Origin of the sequence: Sphingobium sp. AP50 (genome assembly GCF_900109095.1) — a bacterium.
Lineage (GTDB): Bacteria > Pseudomonadota > Alphaproteobacteria > Sphingomonadales > Sphingomonadaceae > Sphingobium.
Window position 1 is genome coordinate 1 of the sequence record NZ_FNYZ01000032.1, and the last position, 17858, is coordinate 17858.

Below are 17858 nucleotides of genomic sequence, written 5' to 3' on the forward strand. Positions count from 1 at the left end.
CCATGGCAATGCCCTCCAACCGGCACCCATAGATTCAGACATTCATCGCTTTGGGAATCCCCAACGTGAGTCAGGATCATTGGAGGTTGGTATTAGCTTCTGCACCAACGATGCGATATGATAAAATCATATTAGACCGGAGGTTAGACATGGCTGCAAAGGCTATTACGGTAACGCTTGGTGAAATGTCATCTCATTCCGAGCGCCATTTAGCGTCTGGCCGATATGCCTCCATGAGTGAAGTAATGTGAGCGGGTTTACGCGCACTGGATCGCGAAGAGGCTGTACTGGATGAACTGGTGCGCGTCCGCGTTGCGGAAGCCCTAGCTGATCCCCGCCCCCCAATGCCGCTCAACAAGGCATTTGCCCAGGTAAGGGCCTCCATCGCCAAGGCATGATCTACGAGGTGCAACTGTCGGCATTGGCGATCAAGGATTTGATTGCACTTCACCAATGTCCCAACTGATGCCTAACATATGGCCGATCTCATAGATGATAGTGTCGGCCAACGCGTCTGGCGTGGCATCAAGCAGGAAGTGTGTGTTGAACTCGACCTGCCCGCAGCGGCCCCATCTGGATCATATCGCGCTGGACTGTCTCCGCGTGAGCGATATGGATGTCCGAAGGGGAGAGAGGGGATTATGGTTCGATCTGAATTGATACAGAAGCTGGCTCTGGAGAATCCGAACCTCACGCATAGCGAGGTAGAAAAGATTGTGGCGCTCTTCTTCGACGGGATTGTCGAGCAGCTCAAGCGCGGCGGCCGCGTTGAACTGCGAGGTTTCGGGGCATTTTCCGTGCGCGCGCGCGACGCACGTACCGGTCGCAATCCAAGAACCGGTGACGCCGTCGCAGTTGATGCCAAACAGGTCGTGCATTTCAAGGTCGGCAAAGGCCTTTATGGACGCATCAATCAGGAGGAATGATGGGCGTCTGGAAAGACCGATCTGAAAACTATCCTGCTACCATCAAGGTCGCTGTCGGGGCATATAGGTGCTGACCCGATAGCCAGGCCCCGGCAAAAGCCGAGGCGCAGACGTGCCGGACGCCGCGGGTAACCTGCACATGATCTGACCCTGCCTCGAGGCAACTCTATCGGCAGTGCGCCTCGCGCGTCCGGTTTGCATCTGCTTCACCAGACATGCAAACCACCTGGACCCCATCAGTGCGGAAATAGTTGACGTCCGGCCTTTATATGCTGATGCATGGCTTGCCATCATTGGACTGTATGGTGGGCGAGCAGATACGACGGTGCCTGTTCGCCCTTACATGCCATAAGCGCATCGGCTCGGCGCAAAATGCAATCGCTGCAGGCGCCATCTCGGCAGCCTACAGCCAGCATCTGGCCCAGCTTTCAGCATCGACAAGCCTGAAGATTTTCCAGCAGGATGTGTCGCGATGCACCTGCGGCTGCCGGCAGCGGCGAGATATGGCATCGACTTCGATCAACCCCTGACCGGCAAGCCACCCTTCGCAGAGCCAGGCCTCGATACGGGATTTATTGCTTTCGAACAGGTCGATCACGAAGCTGTCAGGGCTCCCTTTCGAGCGCCTCTCGAGTATCTCGCTCGGCAACAATTCTGCAAATCCTTGGCGCGCAATCACCCTGTTCTGCCCGCCACTGATCCACGCCCAGCTGGGTATCGAAAGACATGTCTCGACCACCGGCTGAGCCAGAAGCGGCCAGAGGGTTGGCCGTGCATGTTCACGTTCATGCCCTTCGAGATGATTGAGGACACCCAAGATCCAGGCAATATGCTGCGCCTTCCCTGGCAATTCCCCCGGCGGGGCGCGCATCCATTCATGGGTGATTTCGCTTTGGGCAACGGATCGGGCCTCGGGCCCGAGGAAGGCCCGTTCGAGTGGCCAATGATAGTCGCGACTGCGCGCCCATGCTCGATTGAGGCCCCGCCACATCACCTTCCATTGCGGACTGTCCGTGAGAAGAGCGAGGTCTTTCGCGGTCGTCCAGGCATGGATACCCGGACCTGTTTCCAGCAGCCGGTCCGCAAATGGCCGTGCGGAGTGAACATAGCAGAAGATATTATCCCCTCCCCCGCCGCTCATATAGGCGTCAGCGCCTATCCGGTCCGCCAGCTCCATCTGTATCCTGTCGCCAGACTGGGCGAAACATCGCGAAACTGGCCGCGGAAGATGCGCCGCCGAGCTATGGGTTATGTCGATATCATCGCAACGCTCTTCAATCTCGAACAGGGGCTTGCCAAGATGCTCGGCTACAAGGCGGGCATAGCGCCGTTCGTCCCCGGCTCCATCGGGGGTCACCAGAGTGAAGCAGCTGAATTCCACATCTGCCGCCGCCATGCTCGCTGCAAGGATAGAAGAATCGAGGCCGCCTGAAAGGCCAAGCAGGATATGATTGCGACCGCTCGCCTGTTTGGCCGTTGCATCGATAATCCGCTCGCGCACAAGACCGGGCGCGCGACCCAGTTCATCCACCTGTCCCTCCCGACCAGCAAAGCGCCAGGGACGCCAGTGAGAACTTGTGACGGGGTGGCCGCTCTCCAGGCAAAGCTGATGTCCTGCCTCGACCTCTTTCAGTCCGTGCAGACAGGTCGACGCAAGCCGAGCATTGATGTTGAGAAGATGCCGCTGCACGGCTTCTCTGTCGATGGTGAGCGGCACGCCCGTCGCCTGGATCAGCCGTGCTGTGTTGGAGACGATGACCACCCCCTCATGCTCGGCATAGTAGCAGGGCAGATGACCCATCGGACTTCTGGCAACCCAGGCATCGGTTGGATCATCGCCTTCCGCGACAATGACATAATCCCCCCAATTATCCCGGATAACAGCTCTCCAGTCGGAAAAGGCAAGATGTTCGCCATGCCCGGTCGTGGCGTCGAACGCCCTTGCATCTGGTCCATGCAGGACACCAAGGATCGCTCCCCTGCCCTCAGCCATGAGCGCGCACGGGAGCGCAGGATCGGCGAATAGGTTGAAAGCGGCTGATCTGAAGCGTTGCACGAGGAGCGGGTCATGGCTTCTGGCCCGCTTCAGCAGCCGATCGCAGGTTTCGGGATCGGCGGCGCCATGAATGATGAGATAGTTGCCCGGGATCATTGCGCATAGACCGGAGTGAAGACCTCGACCCGAGAGAGGCGATCGTTCAGCGCCCGATCACCCAACTGAACCCAGCAGTGCGCGCTGAACGGCCGCGGCGAGATACCGAAGATGATGTCGACCGGATATCCCATCCTATAGGCGATGCGGGCATAGCCGAGCGACATGGCAAGGCATTGATCCTCACCCGTCCAGACGCGCAGCCGATCGAATGCGGCAGCGAGCTCTCCGAGCGGTCCATCCACCTCAGGTGCGACATCAACTGACGGTTTGGAATGCGCAAGCTCCGCGAGCAGATTTCCTACAGTCCGCTGCCTTAATCGGATTTTGGCATGAAGATAGGCAAGCGCTGCCCTCAAGATTAGCATGAAGCTGGGCCTGATCGGTGTGCCGACCTCCATGCCCGCGACAGCCGGGTGCCTGGCGGCAAAGGGCTGGAGCTGCCTGCCCTCTCCTTGCCGTAGAAACAACGCAAGCGCCGGAGACAGGCTGGTCTGGCCCATTATGTCCGGATCCATGGCGAGCAACGCCGAAAAGAGATGCTGGTCCTGCTCGCCAAGCGCGAAATATCGATCAGCGTCGCGGTCGAGGAAAAAATGGCGGTTGGCGGCGGTGCAAAAGGTCACGCCTGCGCGCAGCATATAGGCCATGCCCATGCCTCCTTGCAGAAAATGCCAGCGCGCCGCGGGGACGCGCTGGCACCTGGCAATCATTCGTCGGTGAGGCCCGTCAGCTGCTGCTGACCCACGATGTCGCCCGACCCGGCAGGCGGTCCTTTGGTTTCGGCGGCGATTTCACCCAGATCGATGAGTGCCTCTTCATGCTTTTCCATAACTACCTCCATCAATAAGCCGTCTCATGACGGCCTACCAATATTAAGAGGCGGCATTTCCAACGAGAATAATATACGCAACCATATTGGCGGCATATATGTCAGGATGGCATCTAATTTAACAGACAATAAGCGCAATTATCTGAAAATGGACGAAATACATCAAGTTACAACATATTGTTGAATGGAAATCTGCTCATATATTTTTTCCACGCTTAACAGACGTCTCTTGTGATAATGCCAAAGCGCTATTCTGGCCTTATGTTTGTTTCCTGAATGAATATGCTCCCATAGCGAGTGCAACTCACTCCGACAGCGGCCGAGCACATATTCGTGGCGCCGCACGATCTGCAGCCGCGAGTGCAGCGCAGATATGGCTTCGAGATGTTCCGGATTATTCGAAAGGCGCGCCAGCCGCTCGAACAGCTGCCCTGTCGCTTGCGCATGCTGCACACGGCCAGCTGTGCCAGACTGGGCAGCGACCGGCGCCTCGCCGATCAACTCGAGCTGCGGCACATTTCTGGCGATGGAATGCAATATGTCCGCCTGCCATCTGTAGAGATGACTGATGGTCAGCGGGTCAAGGGTCGGCACGACAAAGCCGCCGCCAGCCTGCATCATGATGGCGCGCTCACCCACCAGCCGATGGAGAGCATCGCGGACCGGCGTCACGCTGGTCCCGAACCGGTCGGCTATCTGGCTTGTGATCAGGGAAGCACCAGGGCGAAATTCTCCGGCCATGATGGCTTCGCGCACATCATGGTAGAGCCGCTCGGCCGTCACAGCATCAGGAGACATGCTCCCTCCCATAGTGCAAAATGTTTGCCGTCGATCCCCTGCGGAGGAGCCTCCTCGATGCAGGCGCATATCCTGTCATATGTTGCGCATCCTCGTATGATGAGTCGCTTCGGGGCTTTGCGACGGGGCAGCAGCCGAGCGCTCCGGTCCGTTGTCTGGATTATGATATGAACCACGTTCTCAGCCGGGCTGACCGCAACCGGTCTCGAAGCGTTATATGCTCTAAAGCGTTCTCGACGCCGCCCTTGGGCCGGTCCTGACCCCGTCTCGCCAATGGAGAAAAGCCCGGCGCTGGAACGTGCCCCAAGCAGATCGAAACAAAGTCGGCGGCGGCCATCCCCAGCTGACCTGGGACGCGAAAAAAGGAGCTGGAGCAGCTGGTCGATGCAATCGGATCGGCTTCTGCTCGGTGCCATGATCCGGTCATCCCTGATCGGATCATGGCCCATCGCTCGTCTACCGGTCGCATTGTCCAAGCGGCTTACGATGTCATCTGCCTCGAACAAACCACAGGCATCCATGCATTTCGGCGGTCCGGTCGCTGGTTGAGGACTGCCGCGCAAACGGATAAGGCGGATCGGAAGGTCCCAGAGCAGGGTCTATGCCGATGTTGCTGCGGACCCTGTTCTAGGCCGCCACCCAAGCACAGCCGTCGCTCCACCAGGCTGCGATTAATTGCGCATTGCAGATGTAGTGCGCAACGCCAGCAGAAACTGATCCATGAGTGCGAGGCCGTGGTCGGATAGCCGGGCGAGGCGACGCCGACCATCTTTGGGATCAACCCATCTGTCCACGAGTCCACGCTCGTGCAGCCGGCGCAGATGGGTGAGGCCCGTCGAAACTGGCGCGCAATCAGCAACGAAGAGACTGGAAATTCGTCGTTCCGAGCCATGGTGGGCGCGCAGGTCAAGCAAGATGTCCCAGCTGGGATCAGAGAAAATGCCGTTGCCGAAAAACTGTGCGCGGCGCCGCCGCGAGGCCAAAATCGATCTGGCGAGATCCGCCAGGCTGTCCTTTTCAGCCCTGCTCTCCAGTGACTGGCTTTTCCTCATGCCCAAAGATACTTGTGGGGCTTGCAGATATGTCGGCTGCATCGGCCGGACCTCCATCTCTATATGTATCGGGAAGCTCCCACCGCCAGGACGGGTCGCGGCCATAGCGCCGCTTTCTGCGGCAATGGCGCATCGTGCCGGCAATCAGAATGGCGAGGAGCAGATAGGACCAGACGGCTACATAATTGCCATAGGCGAAGGGGATGACATCCGCACGAAGGCCGTTCACATGGCCTGCAACCGCGCATCCCTGAAAGACCGCCATCCACATCGGCCAGTAGCGGGTCGAAAATAGCGACATGGCATAGAGGGCGACGAATGCAGCCAGATCAACCGCGAGCATCGTGCCCTCAACGCCGCTGTAGCGCAATGCCAGGGGCTTGATCACCCAATGGCTGAGCTGAAAATCCGCCACCAGAATGACAGCTGCCAGCCTTTCCGGCACACCTCCGCGCACGAGCGCGAATCCGGACGATCCCAAATAGAATATGTTGAACAGGATAATCCGCAGCACGCCTGGTCCCTAATTTGCGACGGGCAGACTTAGCCCGTCATCCGTCCGTGATCATCGGAGACCTGATCGGCGGCCTGAGCAACATTGGGAATGATATCCTTGTCGCCGCCGCCCATCTCGGGAAGGCGCAAGGCGCGCCTCGTCTGCTCCAGATGGTTATGGCCTTCGACCGCCGCGCCCATGGCCTGGTTGATGTGCCCCAGAGCGGCCACGAACCGGTCGATTACCTCCTGCCCGACGACAACGGACATGTTCGCCTTTGCTCTGGCCACCGGCAGTTGCCCAATAAGGAGTGAAACACTTGCCAGGGTCCGTCCGAGATCCTTCTCGAAAGTTTCCAGGCTTGTGAATATCTCGGTGGCAGCTTCGCGTCGCCGAAGCTGGTTCTGGCGCAATTCCATAAATGACATCATTCTTCTCCCTGTCTGGGGCGAACCCAAAAGAACCGGGCCTAGCGGGAGACAGACAGATGCATTGCCGAAAGCGTGGCCGCTCCCGATGAAAGAGCGGAAACGCCAAGAGCGGCGAAGAAGAAAAGCATGACTGGCCATGCAATTCGCCATCTAAGATCGAGATCATTCCAGGGGCGCTCTCTTCTGGCGAAGGGCAGGCCCCATGTCTCTCTTGATGTCTCCCTTGCGCTTTCTGTTTCGCCGAAGGCTTCGGCCCCGTCTTCATGCGCTAGCTCTGCGGGATTGGCCGACACCCAAAAATTCACCCCCTCAATTTTTTGGGGGGTCTCAGCGTCGCGCAGCATATGGGCGGCCGAGATACTGTCGGTCACGCCAAGCTTGCGACGAGCCTCCTGAAGATGGCCATTGACGGTGTGAACCGAACGTCCCATCGCGATTGCGATTTCCTTGGACCGCATGGGGTAGAGGAGAAGGCGCAGACATTCCTTTTCCTTGTCCGTGAGTTGATCGATGCTCATGGGTACGAACGTAACTCAACTGTAACAAGAAAATAAGTCGCGCTGGCTCGTTTGGCATGCAGGATCATCATCGCACAGGGGATGGCGGCGACGAATGCCTATGGCCCAGCCGCCAAGATGCGCCGATTAAATCGTCATTTTTCCCCAACAATATGGGCGGTTCCGGCGGCCGAAAATACAACCGCTTCTGCTCCAATTCTTGTCCCGTGGGCCGCGTCGTGCTGATAGGGGAGGAGCCTGATGGAGTGAAATCAGAGCCATGCAATCCCTTTCCCGACAGCAGGTGCGGCGTTGCACTTTCCGATCCAGCTACAGGGTCGGCGCGCTTATACGACGGCAGCAGCAGGGATGTTCAGTTGATCGGCGGTGACACTAGCTCGCTCCTCCTCACGCTGATGGCGAGGGCCAGTTGTCATATCCTGCCTCCTCTGATCGAACGACCGGAAGAAAGCCTGGATGACGCCATCGAGGCAATGCGCGGAGCAGCGCGCATGATCATGATAGGCAAGCTGCCTCTGGACAGGATGTTATGGACCCGAAGCCGGCCCTATTGGAATGGTGAAATCGCGAACAGATTGAACGCCACCTTCAAAGGCGACGCGCAGGCCTATCTGCTCCTGATTGCAACCGCTGTCGCGCCCAGGGCGCTCTATTTCAAACGTGCTGCGCCGATTATCGTCACTCAATCCATATCAGGCCAGTGCGCAAGTGGCGGTCCGTTCCTTGCTCTCTTGCGCTGCGGGATTGATGCCGGGGGCAGGATAGAGGCCATTAGCGGGCACGCCCAGGCGATTGCCTCGCCAGCCTGCTTCTTTCCGATATTCTCGGACTTTGAGCGCGATATCATTCATATATTGCGCGCGCTCCAGCGCAACCTCGATCGCTATGGCATTAACCTGTCCATCTCCAGGCCGATCGACGCCATGTCCAAATTCTTAGCCTGCCGGCTGAACATCAACGTCCATTTTCAGGACGCATCAAAATGCCGTCTCTGCGTCATGACGTCTGACAGCCAGACTCCATCACTCTGGCAAACGAGATCGGTCCCGACCTTCCGGTTCCACAGGGCCTCTCTCCAAGATGGCCGCTTCGTTCAATGGCTTCAAAACCGAATTTTTGATCATATCGGGCGAACAAATCCGGGCTTTCCGGACGATTACCAAGCGCCATGAGTTCGAACCGAGCATCAGGCCGTGACTATGACAGACCCATCCATGGTAAGGAGATCGCAGGCCTTTGGCACCAGATTAATAAAATAGCGTCAGGCAGCCATCCGCTTTCAAGAAAAATTTACCATCCGCCGGCATAGTGAGATCATGGAGAGACGTGCACCCGCTGTCGGCGAACAGGCCATGCCGTCTGTTTTCGGTCGCCATGCTGCGCAGCTGTTGCCGGATGCGGTCTATCGTGATCTGGTCGCCACGCTCTTCACGATGTCCGCGCCAATTCTTGGCTTCGGCATTCTCTATGCACTTGTCGGCAGCCTCGTTTATCTGGCTTGGCCGGACCAAATGGTGCTGGTTCTTGTCGGCCTTGGTGCCGTGGTGACGCTTTTTCGCCTTATAGTGATCCATGGGTTCCACAAAGCTGGCGGAGTTAGTCAGGCCGTATCGGCTCTTAAATCATGGGAAAAGCGATATGCGCTATTGACCTATGGCTTTGCCGGCCTCGTGGCAGCCATCAATCTGCGGGTGCTGGCGACACATCAACCCCTTATCCATCTCGCAACTGTCAGCCTTATTTTCACCTTTGGCGCAGGCATCGTATCGCGCAACGCCGGCCGTCCACGTCTCTGCCTTATCGGCCAGTCCATCGCGGTGGTGCCGGTGGCAGTGGGAATGCTGATCCATGCGGCGGGCAACCAGGCTTATCAACTCCATGGCCAGTTCTTCATCCTGGAAGCCATTCTCCTTACCGTCGTGGCCCTTATGAGCATCCAGTCCGTTCGACATCTTTATAGCTCAGCCGTCGAGCATCTGACAGCCAAGCATGACCTGGCCAAGCTAGCACGCTATGATCCATTGACTGGCCTGGCCAACCGGTTGCTTCTTCGAGACGCATTCCAGAAAGCAATCCTGGCCTGTCGTGGCGGCAATCAGATTGCCATCCACTGCCTCGATCTGGACGGATTCAAGTCCATCAACGACAAATTTGGCCATCCGACAGGCGACCGGCTGCTTGTGGAGGTAGCCAGGCGGCTGACAGCGACCGTGCGAAGCGATGATATCATAGTCAGGCTGGGCGGCGATGAGTTCCTCATTCTCCAGACCGCAATCCAGCATAGCGACCAGGCGGACCTGCTCGCGCGCCGGATCGTCAGGCACTTGTCCGAACCCTATCTGATCGACGACATGCAAATGCGGGTGTCCGTGAGCATCGGTATCGCGCTGGCGCCGACCCATGGGCGCGATCTCGATGGACTCATGCAATGTGCTGATCGCGCTCTGTATCGCTCCAAGGCCGGCGGGAAAGCGCAAATTCACTTTTGTGACGAAACTGGCATTGGACAGCCCGGCCGCGCTGTGGCCTGAGCTGGTTGACAGCCATGTCTCGCGACGGCGTCAAAAGGGTCGCGCTGGTCCAACCATAGGGTATCGATCGGTACCGATGCCTCCATTACCCTGTCCAGCAGACGCGCCCTGAACAGGAGAGCGCCGAGCATGGCGCCCTCTTGAACAAGATCTTTTCAATCCATTTTCGCCGATATCGAAATCATCAGACCGCGCCCGCCCCACCCCGACTGGATTGGACCTTATTGCCCGGATATACGTTCGGGCCGAAACTCAGGAGCGTCAGCCATTGCATCCAACTGGCAGAGAAGAGCCAACCATCGAAGAGCTGCACGCGGAAATCGCGCGGTTGCGTTTTGATGCCGACCGCCTCAAACTTGCCCTTGCGGCAGGCGCGATCATAGGCACCTGGTTCTGGGACGTTCCGGCCGACCGCATTATCGTGGATGAATCCTTCGCCGAGGCTTTCGGCCTCGATCCCAAGCTGGGTCGCGAAGGCATCAGCCTCCAGCACATCATTGAAACCGTTCATCCGGACGATCAGGCCGGCCTTGAGGCCGCCATCGGTCGCGCCCTCGCGCAGGGAGGGCGCTACACCCACGAATATCGTGCTCGTCGTAGAGACGGTGCCTACCACTGGATCGAGGCAAATGGTCACATTGTATATGAGGTAAGCGGCGCACCGGTCAGTTTCCCCGGCGTCATCATTGATATCGGCGAACGGCGACGAATCGCAGCCGAACGTGATCACGCCCAGGCGCTGCTGACCAACTTCGTCCAGGCGATGCCGGGTGTCGTCTATGCCAAAGACCGTGATGGCCGGCTGATGATCGGGAATCTTGGTACAAGCGGACTTATCGGTAAGGCACCCCAGGAGTATATCGGTCGCACCGACCTTGAGGTCCTGGAGGACAAGGAACAGGCTGCCCTGGTCATGGCTACGGACCAGCGGATCATGGACAGCGGCATATCCGAGCAAATCGAGGAGGAGGTAAATTTTCCGGACGGCCGTAAAGCCATATGGCTGTCCACAAAGTCGCCGCTTCGCGATTCCAATGATGCGGTCGTCGGACTTGTCGGCACCTCGCTCGACATCACAGAGCGCAAGGCCGCTGAAGCCAGTCATCGCGAGATTGAAGAACGTTATCGTCTTGCCATAGATGCAACCAGTGATGTGATCTGGGATTGGCGTCTGGCCGACGGACATGTCATTTGGAATGATGCCGTCTCGATCCGCTTTGGCCACGCTGTTGATCAAACGAGCGCGACATGGTGGCTGGACCATATCCACCCCGATGATCGCCCCCGGATCGATGCCGGTATTCACGCGGTCATCGACAATGGCGGCAGCAGCTGGACCGATGAGTATCGCTTCGAGAGAGCCGACGGAAGCTACGCGTTCGTGCTGGATCGCGGTACGGTCCTTCGCGATCTCGCAGGACATCCTGTCCGCATGATTGGTGCCATGATGGACCTTACCGAGCGCATGCAATCCGCACATGCGCTGTCGGAAAGTGAGGAGCGACTAAGGCTAGCGACTGAAGCCTCCGACACAGGGCTATGGGATGTCGATCTCGTCGAAAATGTGCTCATATGGCCAGCACGCACCAAGGCGATGTTCGGAATTTCGCCGGATGTGCCTGTGTCGATGGAAGACTTTTATGCGGGGCTGCACCCGGACGATCTGGATCGCACCAGCAAGGCCTTCTTAGCCGCGGTCGACGCCGGACAGCGTGCCATCTATGATGTGGAATATCGCACCGTCGGCAAGGAAGATGGCATTGTGCGGTGGATTGCGGCGAAGGGGCGCGGCGTGTTCGAGGATGAGCGCTGCGTACGTGTCGTGGGTGTCGCACTTGATATTACCACCCGTAAAGCCGATGAAGAACGCCTGCGCGAGCTCAACGATCGGCTCGAAATGCGGGTCGCCGAAGAGGTGGCTGAGCGAACAAAGGCCGAAGATGCCCTGCGACAAAGCCAGAAAATGGAAGCTGTCGGACAGCTGACCGGCGGCATTGCGCATGACTTCAACAATATGCTCGCGGTTGTGATAGGTTCGCTCGATCTCCTGACGCGACGCCTGGGAAATGATGATCCTCGCGCCAGGCGGTATGTTGACGCAGCCATGGACGGTGCGCATCGGGCTGCCCAGCTGGCACAAAGATTGCTCGCCTTTTCACGCCAGCAGCCGCTCAAACCCGAAATGCTCGATGCCAACAGGCTCGTGGCGGGGATGTCGGACATGCTTCGCCATACTCTTCCGGATATCCTGCCCGAAACCATATTGGCAGGCGGCTTATGGCGGATTTTCGCCGATCCTAACCAGCTCGAGAATGGCATCCTCAATCTCGCCGTCAATGCACGCGACGCCATGCCCGGGGGCGGACGCCTGACAATCGAGACCGCCAATTGCCATCTCGATGACCGCTATGCCGCTGACCATATGGGGGTCCCTGCAGGACAATATGTGATGATTGCGGTAAGCGATACTGGCAGCGGCATGTCACAGCAAGTGATAGCAAAGGCATTCGATCCCTTCTTTACGACCAAGGAAGTGGGGCGTGGCACCGGCCTTGGCCTCAGCCAGGTATATGGGTTTGTCAAACAGTCCGGCGGCCACGTAAAAATCTATTCCGAGATTGGGGAGGGTACGACCGTGAAAGTCTATCTTCCCCGTTCATTCGGGAGCCTGGATGAAACGCACGAGGTTCGAGATTTGGCTGAGCTGCCTTTAGGTGATAGCCAGGAAGTCATATTGGTGGTGGAGGACGAGCCGGGCGTGCGTCAGGTTTCGGTCGATGCGCTCAATGACCTGGGCTATCGTGTCTTGGAGGCCAATGGCGCCGAAGCAGCGTTGAAACTGATCGACGCCCATCCCGAAATCTCATTGCTTTTCACCGATGTGGTCATGCCCGAGATCAATGGCAGCAAGCTCGCAGAGGAAGCCCGCAAACGACGCCCCGCTCTCAAGGTCCTCTTCACTACGGGATATACCCGCAACGCCGTCGTCCACAATGGCGTGCTCGATCCTGGCGTACATCTCATCGGCAAGCCCTTCACGATTGAAGATCTCGCAGCATGTGTCCGCCGCGTACTTGAGGAGGAAAGCGGATAAGCGGCTTCATTACCCCTGCTGGCATAGCATCAGGAGATGATGTGTCGATCCCGCGCTTTTTGAGATATGCAAAATTGTTCGAGCATTCGGGCAATCAGCGAAGCGGTCTTTCCTCCGCTGCCCCGAACTCCGATGCTGACGAACGTGAATAGCGCGCCATGATTGGATGCAGCGCCGTTTGAGATACATGGTCGGACGAGCAGACAGCGCCAGCCCGCTTCTTTTCCTCTTCGCTGACAAGCTGTGCCTTCATGCCTGCCCATGTCGCGCACGGGGCACCGATGCCTCTTCGTCAGGCAATGGCGGCAGCATCGACAAAGGGGCGAAGCCGCGATCGATAGCCTTCGTCCCGACCTCGCCACTCGCCGGAAGGTGCGAGGAAATGCACATGCACTCGATTTGGCTGCAACATGTGTTGCGACCTTTTCCAGCCCATGCATGGTGGCAGCATTGCATATATCAGGGGGTCCCATGTCCTATGTTTCCAGCCAGGCCTTGTCTTCCTGCGTGATGAATGACAGGGCATCGTTGCCGAATTTCGTACCCTTCATCCTCCATGTCATGGCCCGCCGCCGCATTACGCTTCGCCAACTTGGGTCCAAGACCGGGATCAGCAAGTCCCGCCTCGGTCTTCTGCTTCATGGCACGATCGAACGACGTGCGACGATGAGCGTCGATGAATTGCAGGTAATTCTCCATGCGCTCGACTACGACGTCGTGCATGCCTACATCCAGAGCAAGGCCTGCGAAGACCTTGAAGTCACGCAGCTGGATCGTCACGATCCGCTTATTTCGATGTTATGTGACGCCTTTATCAACCTCCCGCGGATATTGATCTCGACTCTGGACGATCTGGACGGCGTGGATGGCACCGAAGTTCGCCGCGAATGGGCCGGCGCCATTCAACGGACTGTGGTGAGCCGGCTGATTGACGGAGTGCGCGATATCATGAACAGGCGTGCACGTCTCGCGGAGAGCGAGGATTTTCGCCTCTGACGCTATAGCGACATGGCGGCGATCAACAAATCAGCCTGGCTTCGACCAGTCAGGTCCGTCCAAGCCATGATCAGCAAATCAGGTCATGATCTTGATCTAAGTTGTGGCTGTCGCACCCGTATGATCAGGACGGCAGCTCCAAATTTCGGCGCATTGCTCTAAACTCAAGCGGGTAACGATATCGAGTACCCTGTCGATCGCTTCAGCGGCGGCCACATGGGAAAGCAGTGGGTCGTTATCCCGATGGGTGTGTTGCACCTTCAACTATTCGGCACTCCTTCCATCCTTCATCCCCGCGAGGCACGAAGGCAACAAATTCTTGGTCGACAATAAGAGCGGCATCCCGGCTGCTGAAGTAGCGACCGAGCTTGAAGTCCTGCTGCGGCAAGGTGATTTGCCTGGGACCAAAAGTCACCACAGCATGCTTTTCCGCGACCCGGATGAAGAAGCGGCGCGCATTTGCGCATTGGACAGTCTGATTACCGCCCTGCACACCGGACCTCGCTGGACCAGCCATTTGCGCGGCTACGGGCTGCACCCCGGCCCCAAGCAAAAGGATGAGCATCAATATGGGCAACAGATAATCGGTCAGTTTGGCCATCGCCGAAACGCCTCTGGTCGTTTGCCGATCAACCCTTTGCGGAATCGCCAGTTCCCTCCCGCAATCCATTTGCAATCATGGCGGCCAATGTCTCTTCAGCCCGCCCACGCGTGGAAGCATCCTTTGACGATAGATCGTGCCGCACCCATTGGGGCGCTCGCTCCAAAGTCGCAGTAATCAGCTTGGCTATTTCATCATCCATGAGTGCGCCTATGGCCAGAAGCATCGTGGCCCGCAACTGCGTCACTCACACCGGCTGTTTTTTTTGCAAGAGGCGCAACAAGCCATGGAGCAAATGCACATAAATTGTCCGGCAGCCTCACAGTCGGAACGATAGGCTCATCAATGGCGACGGAGCGTCTGCCTGACTTCAGATGTGATGGTGTAAACAGCTTCACGCTGAGCACCCCGGTTGGGATGGTCAACCCGATAGCCCTGATAGTGCCGACGAAGAAGGCCTGCCTTTACCAGGTCGGACACCGCCCGGCTAATGCTGGTACGGCCGGAGCGGATGATGCGGTTCTGAATCTCCGCAACGCAGGTGCGTTCGAGATCAGCTGCATCACTCCCCTCTCCTGCGGCGGCCATCACCTCAGTCCGTACAGCTTCGACAAGGGCCATGCGACGGCAATCGCGTTTGGCAAGAGGCGCCAGCGCCTGGCACAACCAATCCCGAACAGGTACCCTCCCCTCTTCGGTATGCACATGAGGCCCGAGACTTCCGTCAGGGCCAGCCTCCCGGGCGATAAGTTCCAGCACCAGCAGGGCGTAGCGAGGGCGACGCGTGACCGCAGCGATCCGATCGACAAGGTCAGGTATCTTCAAGCTCACTTTTACAAGCTTCACGGCGCGCGGCGCCGACGGAGGCGATTGTTCGAAAAGATCTGCCTGATAGAACATATCACGAATCTAGCAGATGCTGACTCCCTGTGAATCCCCTTTCGTACCCCAGCCTCACATAAAACCCATGTGTCACTTTACCGGCGTACCGCCAGCATCTGCGGGCAAATCCCCTCTTCCGGGCCGAGATATTCCATCCTATGCACAGCATCCCATTGAGAGGATATATACCCATGAACAACAGCGAACTCGCAGAAGCCCTTGCGGCGGAGCAGGACATTACAAAGGCTGACGCACGCAAATATGTCGATGCCATTTTTTCCTCGATCGCCGCTGCTGCAGCGAAAGGTGACGAAGTCTCGCTTAATGGCTTTGGCAAGTTCAAGGTCAAGGACAGTCCGGCTCGCCAGGGTCGCAATCCCGCTACTGGTGCCACCATCGAAATCGCTGCATCGAAGAAGCTGAGCTTCACGCCGGCCAAGGCCGTGAAGGACCAGCTGAACGGCTAAGGCTCCAGCCGCCAGGAGTCTGCATGGCGCCTGGCGGCGACGCTTTTGATGAACCAAACTGTCACTTTATTATAAGACGTAGGTAAAGTGACACATGTGTCACGTCATGGACATCCATCGCCGATGCAACCTCCTCATCCTCATAATCGCCACGCTCAAATGATCAGGGTGCATTGACAAAGGATCGCGGGTTGCTGCCGACTTCTCCTCATCGATTGGAGGAGCCTCATGCATTGCAAGATTTCAGCCGCCCTGATTATTGCCACGATCGGCAGTAGCATCGCTTCAGCCCATGTAAGCCAGGCGCGAACTGTCCAGCTTATCCCGATGGCCGCGGCCGATACACAACAGACCATCTTCACAGGCAGCCCTGGCGAAACTCAACCACTGACTACAGAGCGACCCTTCAGGATATATGAGTTGAGCCGGCGATGGGTGCAATTCCAGATAACGGACAAACCGGGGCGAGCACAACCGGACGACAATGAGCCAGAGCAAGACGCCACCCCGATATCCTATGTGACAGAGCAGTCCGCCATTCCGATATGGATGCGTGGCGACACACTCGGGCCGACTTCATCGGCAGTTTATCTGCCCGGATGCCAGTCCACAGCCTACCGGCCTGCCGGCTTCCTCAAGCCAGATGCCGAACTACGACGCGAACGCTACTTCGCCCTCATGAGCATAATAGCCTGCGAGAATGGCATACCTGTCGGGCTTTTCGATGCGATGATCATCCAGGAGAGCCGGTACGACCCTCTTGCGCTTTCTTCGAGACGCGCCTTCGGCCTCGCACAACTCATGCCTGGCACCGCCGCTTGGCTGGGTGTCGATCGTTTCGATATCAGCGATAATCTGCGGGGCGGCGCTCGATATCTGCGCGCACATCTCGACCGTTTTGGGCGTTATGATTTAGCACTGGCAGCCTATAATGCCGGGCCAGGCAGGATTCAGAATGGCAGTGTGCCGGCGATCACCGAGACGCGCAGCTATGTTGGCCGTATTCTCGACTATTGGGTGCGGCTGAGCGGGGCGGCTGCCGACAATCAACTGCCTTCCTCACGCAAGTCTTCCTATGCGAATCGACAGTCTTCACTCGTTCGATTCGGCAATTCATATTGATATTGCCATCATCGGGACAAGCTGTCCCGACTCCCGTAATCCGTCACCCTCTATATCAGGACATCCTGTCCTGAACGCAGGGACCTCGATGAAGATTGCACGGCGTAGAGTTCAGAAATTCATTAAATCGTCACCTGCCCTTTATCTTTATCTTGGCTGATCGGATGCAGACCATTCAGTCTTCCCTTGGGCACATTGATGTGCTGCTCTTCAAAAAGGGAATTGCTTATGCAGTCTGTAAGGAAATTCGCTCGAAAGGGCGAAGTCGCAGCGCTGGCAGGCGCCGCGGCGATTGTTGGCGCGGTGACCATGGCCTCTCCCGCTCTTGCCGGTGCCGATACGACATTCAACACCGCGCTCACGCAGTTCACCGGTTTCCTGGAAGGCTCGGGCGGCAAGATCATCACTGTTCTCAGCCTCGCCGGCGGCATTGTCGGCCTTGCCAGCGGCCGTTTCAGCCTGGCGCAGGTCGCCATTCCGGTGGGCGTCGGCGTGGGAGCGGGCACCGGTATCCCGATCGTCACCTCCACCGTCACCGCGACTATCTGATGTGGTTTGCCGCGATGGCATGAACCGCTCATCGGGTCGCGTCACCTGAAAAATCGCTTTGGTCAGGTCGGCCGTGCCGGGGATAGCAGACCCGGTGCTGCCGACCGGAGGGTGGTGTTATGGCTCAGGACAAGTTTGTCATTCCTTCTCATCTGGACGATCCTGAACTGATCGGATTGTGGACACTGGATGAGTTCCTGGCGATGGTGGGCCCCTTCATATGGGGAATCCTGTCTCAGCACATCGTCATTGGCATAGCGCTTGGCGGCGCTGGCTGGTGGGGATTACGAAAGGCTATGGCAGGCCGCACAGCCTCATGGCTCTTGCATCTGGCCTATTGGTATCTTCCGTCCGGTCTCACCGGGCTGAAAGCCACACCACCCTCCTATCTTCGTCTTATGGCAGGGTGAC

Annotated in this window: 20 protein-coding genes; 9 read left to right on the plus strand and 11 right to left on the minus strand. The window is 57.8% G+C overall.

All coding sequences use genetic code 11. The features are described from left to right. The first annotated feature begins 641 nt into the window (after positions 1-641). Entirely contained in the window at positions 642-926 is a 285-nt protein-coding gene (locus tag BMY84_RS27025; protein ID WP_093088115.1) for an HU family DNA-binding protein, read from the plus strand. Positions 927-1329: 403 nt separating this feature from the next. On the opposite strand, the gene BMY84_RS27030 is transcribed toward BMY84_RS27025, so the two are convergent. From BMY84_RS27030 to BMY84_RS27055, 8 genes are all read right to left on the minus strand, one after another. Continuing rightward, positions 1330-2919, minus strand: a complete 1590-nt coding sequence (locus tag BMY84_RS27030) for an asparagine synthase-related protein (protein WP_177204231.1) — start codon at positions 2917-2919, stop codon at positions 1330-1332. A 155-nt stretch (positions 2920-3074) separates the two neighbouring features. Beyond that, positions 3075-3728 carry a lasso peptide biosynthesis B2 protein gene (locus BMY84_RS27035; protein ID WP_177204232.1) on the minus strand — a complete coding sequence of 218 codons (654 nt, stop codon included), beginning with the start codon at positions 3726-3728 and terminating at the stop codon, positions 3075-3077. A gap of 59 nt (positions 3729-3787) precedes the next feature. Continuing rightward, on the minus strand, positions 3788-3910 hold the full coding sequence (locus tag BMY84_RS29520; RefSeq protein ID WP_143075188.1) for a benenodin family lasso peptide: 123 nt from the start codon (positions 3908-3910) through the stop codon (positions 3788-3790). Positions 3911-4072: 162 nt separating this feature from the next. Continuing rightward, on the minus strand, positions 4073-4708 hold the full coding sequence (locus BMY84_RS27040) for a GntR family transcriptional regulator (RefSeq protein WP_177204233.1): 636 nt from the start codon (positions 4706-4708) through the stop codon (positions 4073-4075). A gap of 671 nt (positions 4709-5379) precedes the next feature. Then, the gene (locus BMY84_RS29525; RefSeq protein ID WP_143075189.1) at positions 5380-5760 is read right to left on the minus strand and encodes a hypothetical protein; all 381 of its coding nucleotides are present in this window, start codon (positions 5758-5760) and stop codon (positions 5380-5382) included. Continuing rightward, positions 5726-6274: a hypothetical protein gene (locus tag BMY84_RS27045; RefSeq protein WP_093088121.1), complete on the minus strand. Its 549-nt coding sequence runs from the start codon at positions 6272-6274 to the stop codon at positions 5726-5728. The genes BMY84_RS29525 and BMY84_RS27045 overlap by 35 nt, the downstream gene beginning before the upstream one ends. Positions 6275-6303: 29 nt before the next feature. Beyond that, positions 6304-6675, minus strand: coding sequence for a hypothetical protein (locus BMY84_RS27050; RefSeq protein ID WP_093088123.1), 372 nt, complete (start codon positions 6673-6675; stop codon positions 6304-6306). A 50-nt stretch (positions 6676-6725) separates the two neighbouring features. Continuing rightward, on the minus strand, positions 6726-7205 hold the full coding sequence (locus BMY84_RS27055; RefSeq protein ID WP_093088124.1) for a helix-turn-helix domain-containing protein: 480 nt from the start codon (positions 7203-7205) through the stop codon (positions 6726-6728). A 56-nt stretch (positions 7206-7261) separates the two neighbouring features. On the opposite strand from BMY84_RS27055, the gene BMY84_RS27060 reads away from it, so the two are divergent. The 4 genes from BMY84_RS27060 (at position 7262) to BMY84_RS27075 (ending at position 13826) form a co-directional block, all read left to right on the plus strand. Continuing rightward, complete coding sequence (locus BMY84_RS27060; protein ID WP_143075190.1) at positions 7262-8377, plus strand: hypothetical protein; 1116 nt, start codon at positions 7262-7264, stop codon at positions 8375-8377. Between the two features lie 216 nt (positions 8378-8593). After that, a complete protein-coding gene (locus BMY84_RS30775) occupies positions 8594-9736 on the plus strand; it encodes a GGDEF domain-containing protein (RefSeq protein ID WP_305825974.1) in 1143 nt (380 codons plus the stop codon). Positions 9737-10004: 268 nt separating this feature from the next. Next, positions 10005-12830, plus strand: coding sequence for a PAS domain-containing hybrid sensor histidine kinase/response regulator (locus BMY84_RS27070; RefSeq protein ID WP_218147048.1), 2826 nt, complete (start codon positions 10005-10007; stop codon positions 12828-12830). A gap of 471 nt (positions 12831-13301) precedes the next feature. Next, on the plus strand, positions 13302-13826 hold the full coding sequence (locus tag BMY84_RS27075) for a helix-turn-helix domain-containing protein (protein WP_093088127.1): 525 nt from the start codon (positions 13302-13304) through the stop codon (positions 13824-13826). Between the two features lie 235 nt (positions 13827-14061). Here BMY84_RS27075 and BMY84_RS27080 read toward each other — a convergent pair whose 3' ends face one another. The 3 genes from BMY84_RS27080 to BMY84_RS27090 form a co-directional block, all read right to left on the minus strand. Further along, positions 14062-14427: a hypothetical protein gene (locus BMY84_RS27080; RefSeq protein ID WP_093088129.1), complete on the minus strand. Its 366-nt coding sequence runs from the start codon at positions 14425-14427 to the stop codon at positions 14062-14064. A gap of 28 nt (positions 14428-14455) precedes the next feature. Then, entirely contained in the window at positions 14456-14653 is a 198-nt protein-coding gene (locus BMY84_RS30935; RefSeq protein WP_371262455.1) for a DUF6771 family protein, read from the minus strand. 116 nt (positions 14654-14769) lie between these two features. Further along, positions 14770-15327, minus strand: coding sequence for a hypothetical protein (locus BMY84_RS27090; protein WP_093088132.1), 558 nt, complete (start codon positions 15325-15327; stop codon positions 14770-14772). Between the two features lie 173 nt (positions 15328-15500). Here BMY84_RS27090 and BMY84_RS27095 point away from each other — a divergent pair, with 173 nt between their 5' ends. The 4 genes from BMY84_RS27095 to traL all read left to right on the plus strand — a co-directional run bounded on the left by BMY84_RS27095 (position 15501) and on the right by traL (position 17857). Continuing rightward, on the plus strand, positions 15501-15776 hold the full coding sequence (locus BMY84_RS27095) for an HU family DNA-binding protein (protein WP_093088133.1): 276 nt from the start codon (positions 15501-15503) through the stop codon (positions 15774-15776). Between the two features lie 228 nt (positions 15777-16004). Continuing rightward, positions 16005-16898 carry a lytic transglycosylase domain-containing protein gene (locus BMY84_RS30695; RefSeq protein WP_256215476.1) on the plus strand — a complete coding sequence of 298 codons (894 nt, stop codon included), beginning with the start codon at positions 16005-16007 and terminating at the stop codon, positions 16896-16898. A gap of 228 nt (positions 16899-17126) precedes the next feature. Continuing rightward, positions 17127-17447 (plus strand): hypothetical protein, encoded by a 321-nt coding sequence (locus BMY84_RS27105; protein WP_093088135.1) that lies wholly within the window; start codon positions 17127-17129, stop codon positions 17445-17447. A gap of 119 nt (positions 17448-17566) precedes the next feature. Further along, the gene (gene traL, locus BMY84_RS27110; RefSeq protein ID WP_093088136.1) at positions 17567-17857 is read left to right on the plus strand and encodes a type IV conjugative transfer system protein TraL; all 291 of its coding nucleotides are present in this window, start codon (positions 17567-17569) and stop codon (positions 17855-17857) included. Position 17858 lies beyond the last annotated feature (1 nt).

What these genes read in the sequence shown, in the direction of transcription:
- BMY84_RS27105 (WP_093088135.1), top strand. Translation starts at nt 17,127, where the DNA reads ATGCAGTCTGTAAGGAAATTCGCTCGAAAGGGCGAAGTCGCAGCGCTG.
- BMY84_RS30695 (WP_256215476.1), top strand. Translation starts at nt 16,005, where the DNA reads ATGCATTGCAAGATTTCAGCCGCCCTGATTATTGCCACGATCGGCAGT.
- BMY84_RS27035 (WP_177204232.1), bottom strand. Translation starts at nt 3,728, where the DNA reads ATGGCCTATATGCTGCGCGCAGGCGTGACCTTTTGCACCGCCGCCAAC.
- BMY84_RS30935 (WP_371262455.1), bottom strand. Translation starts at nt 14,653, where the DNA reads ATGCTTCTGGCCATAGGCGCACTCATGGATGATGAAATAGCCAAGCTG.
- BMY84_RS27055 (WP_093088124.1), bottom strand. Translation starts at nt 7,205, where the DNA reads ATGAGCATCGATCAACTCACGGACAAGGAAAAGGAATGTCTGCGCCTT.
- BMY84_RS27025 (WP_093088115.1), top strand. Translation starts at nt 642, where the DNA reads ATGGTTCGATCTGAATTGATACAGAAGCTGGCTCTGGAGAATCCGAAC.
- BMY84_RS27080 (WP_093088129.1), bottom strand. Translation starts at nt 14,427, where the DNA reads ATGGCCAAACTGACCGATTATCTGTTGCCCATATTGATGCTCATCCTT.
- BMY84_RS27030 (WP_177204231.1), bottom strand. Translation starts at nt 2,919, where the DNA reads ATGGCTGAGGGCAGGGGAGCGATCCTTGGTGTCCTGCATGGACCAGAT.
- BMY84_RS29525 (WP_143075189.1), bottom strand. Translation starts at nt 5,760, where the DNA reads ATGAGGAAAAGCCAGTCACTGGAGAGCAGGGCTGAAAAGGACAGCCTG.
- BMY84_RS27040 (WP_177204233.1), bottom strand. Translation starts at nt 4,708, where the DNA reads ATGTCTCCTGATGCTGTGACGGCCGAGCGGCTCTACCATGATGTGCGC.
- BMY84_RS29520 (WP_143075188.1), bottom strand. Translation starts at nt 3,910, where the DNA reads ATGGAAAAGCATGAAGAGGCACTCATCGATCTGGGTGAAATCGCCGCC.
- BMY84_RS27050 (WP_093088123.1), bottom strand. Translation starts at nt 6,675, where the DNA reads ATGGAATTGCGCCAGAACCAGCTTCGGCGACGCGAAGCTGCCACCGAG.
- BMY84_RS27095 (WP_093088133.1), top strand. Translation starts at nt 15,501, where the DNA reads ATGAACAACAGCGAACTCGCAGAAGCCCTTGCGGCGGAGCAGGACATT.
- BMY84_RS27060 (WP_143075190.1), top strand. Translation starts at nt 7,262, where the DNA reads ATGCAGGATCATCATCGCACAGGGGATGGCGGCGACGAATGCCTATGG.
- BMY84_RS27075 (WP_093088127.1), top strand. Translation starts at nt 13,302, where the DNA reads ATGTCCTATGTTTCCAGCCAGGCCTTGTCTTCCTGCGTGATGAATGAC.
- traL (WP_093088136.1), top strand. Translation starts at nt 17,567, where the DNA reads ATGGCTCAGGACAAGTTTGTCATTCCTTCTCATCTGGACGATCCTGAA.
- BMY84_RS27090 (WP_093088132.1), bottom strand. Translation starts at nt 15,327, where the DNA reads ATGTTCTATCAGGCAGATCTTTTCGAACAATCGCCTCCGTCGGCGCCG.